Raw genomic sequence first — 3,946 nt, 5'->3', positions numbered from 1 at the left:
AATGATCCGTCTTTCAGGATTGGTTCCGCATCAGGATATTGCCATCGAATTTTCTGGTTTAAGGCCCGGCGAGAAATTATATGAGGAGCTCTTGAATGATTTGGAGAATACTATACCAACGCATCATGAAAAGATCATGGTTGCTCAGGTTAGAGAATATGATTTTCAAGCAATCAGTGCCCGTATTTCGGATTTGATTAAATTAAGTTGTCAATATAAAGACCGTCAAGTGGTTATAAAAATGAAGGATATCGTGCCTGAATTTAAGAGCAATAATTCGGTCTATGAAGAATTGGATAATCCTGTAGAGTCTACTATTCAACCCATTGCTAATCAATAGCTCATTTATTTTATACTATTCGTGTACTTTAGAAGTTTTACTTTAGGAAGTCAAAACATTGTTTAATAAATATGCTGCGGTTTCAATTCCTACTTTTCTTAACCTTAGTTCTCAATTTCAGTGTTCCTGAAGCTTCAGCTCAAAGTGTTCCAGTTGGCACTACCGGAGTAGAAGATTATTTTCGCAGATATCAATTACTAGGCCAGCTAGATTCTACCGTTTCCTTTACTATTCGCCCACTTCTTCCCTTTTCAATTGATTCGGATCTTTCTTTAAGATCTTATGATCTTTTCATAACTGGAAAGTATCGTATTGGTTCTTCTAAAAACAGGAATGGTATTCATATGCTCCCGGTTTCTATGAAACAACGATACACCAGTCATCCTTCCTATAGTTTTTATGATGGTGCCATGATTCCTAGCAAAGGCTTTCAAACACTTGTTTCTGCAGGGGCCTATGCAAAAATTGGTCCTTTAAGTGTGCAGCTTCAACCAGAATATGTTTTTGCAGCGAATGGTGCGTTTAAAGAATTCAGGTCACATTATGGTCCTACAGATCTCCCGGTTCGATTTGGAACAGATCCCTATTCAAAACTTTTATGGGGGCAGAGCAGTGTCCGCTTAAGTTTTGATCCGGTCTCTATTGGTCTCTCTAATGAAAATTTATGGTGGGGCCCAGGTATCAAGAATTCCTTATTAATGAGCAATACCGCTACAGGATTCAAACATCTTACCTTAAACACCACGCGTCCAATTAAAACACCCATTGGTTCAATTGAAACACAGATTATTGCCGCACGTTTAGAAGGTTCTGGATTTACAAACCCCTTGCCTGATGATTGGAGATACCTTTCAGGAATTGTATTGAGCTATCAGCCCAGGTGGGTACCCGGTTTATTTTTGGGTTTGACCAGAGGTTTTCAAACCTATAGCGAAGATTTAGATGGAAGTTTTGCAGATTATATGCCTTTTTTCCAGGCCTTTCAGAAAATAAAAACGAATGAATTTGAAAAGCGAAGAGATCAGCTTACTTCGCTTTTTGCTCGTTGGTTATTTACAGGTTCAAAAGCCGAGGTCTACTTTGAATATGGTTTAAATGATCATTCTTGGAATACGCGTGATTTTTTGATGACGCCAGAGCATTCAAGGGTGTATACGCTTGGGATGAATTAGCTTATTTCTTATAAAGGGCGAACTGATGAATATATTCAGGTAGGAATAGAAATGACACATATGGAGCAGCCCTTAGACCGAATATTTAGGGATGCGGGTGAATGGTATACTCATGGCGAGATTTTTTATGGCTATACCAACCGTGGCGAGGTATTAGGCGCCGGTATTGGTCCGGGTGGTAATTTTCAAACCTTACAAGTTAGTTGGGTTAAATCTTTGAAGCAAATTGGATTACAACTGGAACGCTATGAGCATAATGGTGATCTTGCCAATGCATCTGGATATGGTCAATGGATTGACTTTAGCGCTGCTGCAGTTTCTACCTGGGATCACAAAAACTTTTTAGTGAATGCAAAATTACAGGCCATAAATTCAGTGAATTACCAATGGTTGTCGGGCCCAAAAGGTTCACCCAATAAAAATGCGTTTCATGTGAATGCGGAGGTTGGGGTGATGTATAGGTTTTAGTGAATGCGAACCCGATAGCAATTTGGTTTTGGAGCTAGAAGGTCCCTCCTGCGTCGGGATGACAGGGCGGAGAGGGTAATTGTGATTAGTATATTTTAATTTAAGTAGTGCTTATTTTTTAGCCGTCCAGTGTCCACCGCTGGCGGGGGAATAAAAGGGGGTGGTTTATGATTCGTATTGAAAAAAGTATGTTAAAATTAAATTACAAACACCTAAGCATTTACAGCCTTTTGCTAGTCTTTGCTTTCATTCTAGCATCCTGCAAAGGCTTACAGAAAGATACTGTTGTTTATTTTAATAATTTTGAGAGTGATAATTTGGCGAATATTATACGTGGTAAGATTGGGGCATACAATGGGTCTAGAGTAATAGGCAGGTATTCACAGGATGGATTTATATTGCAATTGGATAGTTTGCCCATCCATAACATGTTACAGATTACCTTTGATTTGTATATTCACGATACTTGGGATGGAAACAGTGCAAAGCCAGAGGGGCCAGATATCTGGATCATGAATGTTGATGGTTGGAGTGCCATTTACGCAACCTTTGCCAATGGGCAATTTACCAACTATACTCAATCCTATCCGGTTCTTCAGCCTGAATACAACCCTGCTACCGGCTTTAAATTTTTCAATAATAAGCCCAATAGTAATGCCATTAAGACTGATTTGCCGGGAGCCTGCAAGCTTCAAAAAATAAATGGTGGAACCTCCATGTACCGGATTACCAGAACTATTGAACATACTACCAGTGCCCTTGAGGTGGGTTGCTTTGCCCAATTAGAAGACCCCGACATGGATAATAAAAATTGTAATGAAAGCTGGTCAATAGATAATATTAAAATAAAGACCATTGAATTTAAATAGGATGATGCCCGTGTATAAAGTTTGGATTATTCTACTAGTTACGCTGTTCTTCTCCAGTTTTGCTGAGGTTTTTAGTCAAACTTTGCCCGTAGGGCTTCCGGTGCTAGAGGATACCTATCGAAGAGAGCAGTTATTAGGGAAAACTGATTCACTGATCTCGTTTACTATTCGCCCATTATTTACAGGAAATGAGTATGCAGCAGGAGCAATGGAATGGAAAGATTCACTTGCCTTAAAAAGACCCTTTTTTAAATTTAAAAATAAATTCCAATGGGCTGCTGATCAGGGTAGTATTGAACTACTCCCTCTTAACATTCAGTACCAGGTTAACTCCGAACTTCCCTATAATTGGAATGATGGCGCAATGATTCCTTCACGTGGCAATCAAAGTCAAATGAGCTTTGGTGTTTTTGCAAAATACGGGCCGTTAAGCATTCAGTTGAAGCCTGAGTATGTGCATGCCGAAAACCTGGTATTTGAGGGCTTCCCAGCCGAACAATACGATGTAGTTTGGGCAAAATACTTTGATAGTTATTACAATGTGTCTGAAATTACAGAGCGCTTTGGCGAGGATGTTTATTCTAAGTTATTCTGGGGCCAAAGTAGTGTTCGGTTAACCTTCGATCCAGTTTCTATTGGTTTATCGAATGAAAATTTATGGTGGGGCCCGGGTAACCGCAGTTCATTATTGATGAGTAATAATGCGCCTGGATTTAAACATATTACGGTGAATACCTCTCGGCCGGTTCAAACTAAAGTTGGTTCTTTTGAGGCACAACTTATTGCCGGTCGTTTAGAGAATTCAGGTATTTTACCTCGTGAGGTAAATAGGGCATATGAAGGCCGAACACTTTACATACCCAAGCGCAATGACTGGCGTTATCTTTCGGGCTTTGTGATGACCTATAATCCAAAATGGGTGCCCGGGCTTTTTATTGGTGCCAGCAGGGTTTCTCAAATGTATCATCAAGATGCAGGTACAAGTCCGGCAGATTTTATTTCGTTGCTAAAACCTTTTGAGAATAAATCGGCCGCAGAAAAACGCGATCGTTATTCTACCCTATTTTTTCGTTGGGTATTAAAAGAAGCAAACGCAG

Annotated in this window: 5 protein-coding genes; all 5 read left to right on the top strand. The window is 39.7% G+C overall.

Features of this window, described 5'->3' with window-relative positions:
• Positions 1-340, top strand: a 340-nt coding sequence (locus ACIQZ6_RS12250) for a polysaccharide biosynthesis protein (RefSeq protein WP_395811508.1), incomplete at its 5' end; no start/stop codon positions are given.
• Between the two features lie 71 nt (positions 341-411).
• The gene (locus tag ACIQZ6_RS12245) at positions 412-1,512 is read left to right on the top strand and encodes a capsule assembly Wzi family protein (RefSeq protein WP_395811506.1); all 1,101 of its coding nucleotides are present in this window, start codon (positions 412-414) and stop codon (positions 1,510-1,512) included.
• Positions 1,513-1,572: 60 nt separating this feature from the next.
• Positions 1,573-1,980 carry a hypothetical protein gene (locus ACIQZ6_RS12240; RefSeq protein ID WP_395811504.1) on the top strand — a complete coding sequence of 136 codons (408 nt, stop codon included), beginning with the start codon at positions 1,573-1,575 and terminating at the stop codon, positions 1,978-1,980.
• Positions 1,981-2,147: 167 nt separating this feature from the next.
• On the top strand, positions 2,148-2,849 hold the full coding sequence (locus tag ACIQZ6_RS12235) for a hypothetical protein (protein ID WP_395811503.1): 702 nt from the start codon (positions 2,148-2,150) through the stop codon (positions 2,847-2,849).
• Positions 2,836-3,946, top strand: a 1,111-nt coding sequence (locus ACIQZ6_RS12230; protein ID WP_395811501.1) for a capsule assembly Wzi family protein, incomplete at its 3' end; no start/stop codon positions are given. The genes ACIQZ6_RS12235 and ACIQZ6_RS12230, both read left to right, overlap by 14 nt.

The sequence above is a fragment of the Daejeonella sp. genome (assembly GCF_044348475.1).
GTDB lineage: Bacteria > Bacteroidota > Bacteroidia > Sphingobacteriales > Sphingobacteriaceae > Daejeonella.
This window is presented reverse-complemented; position numbering and strand designations above follow the sequence as displayed.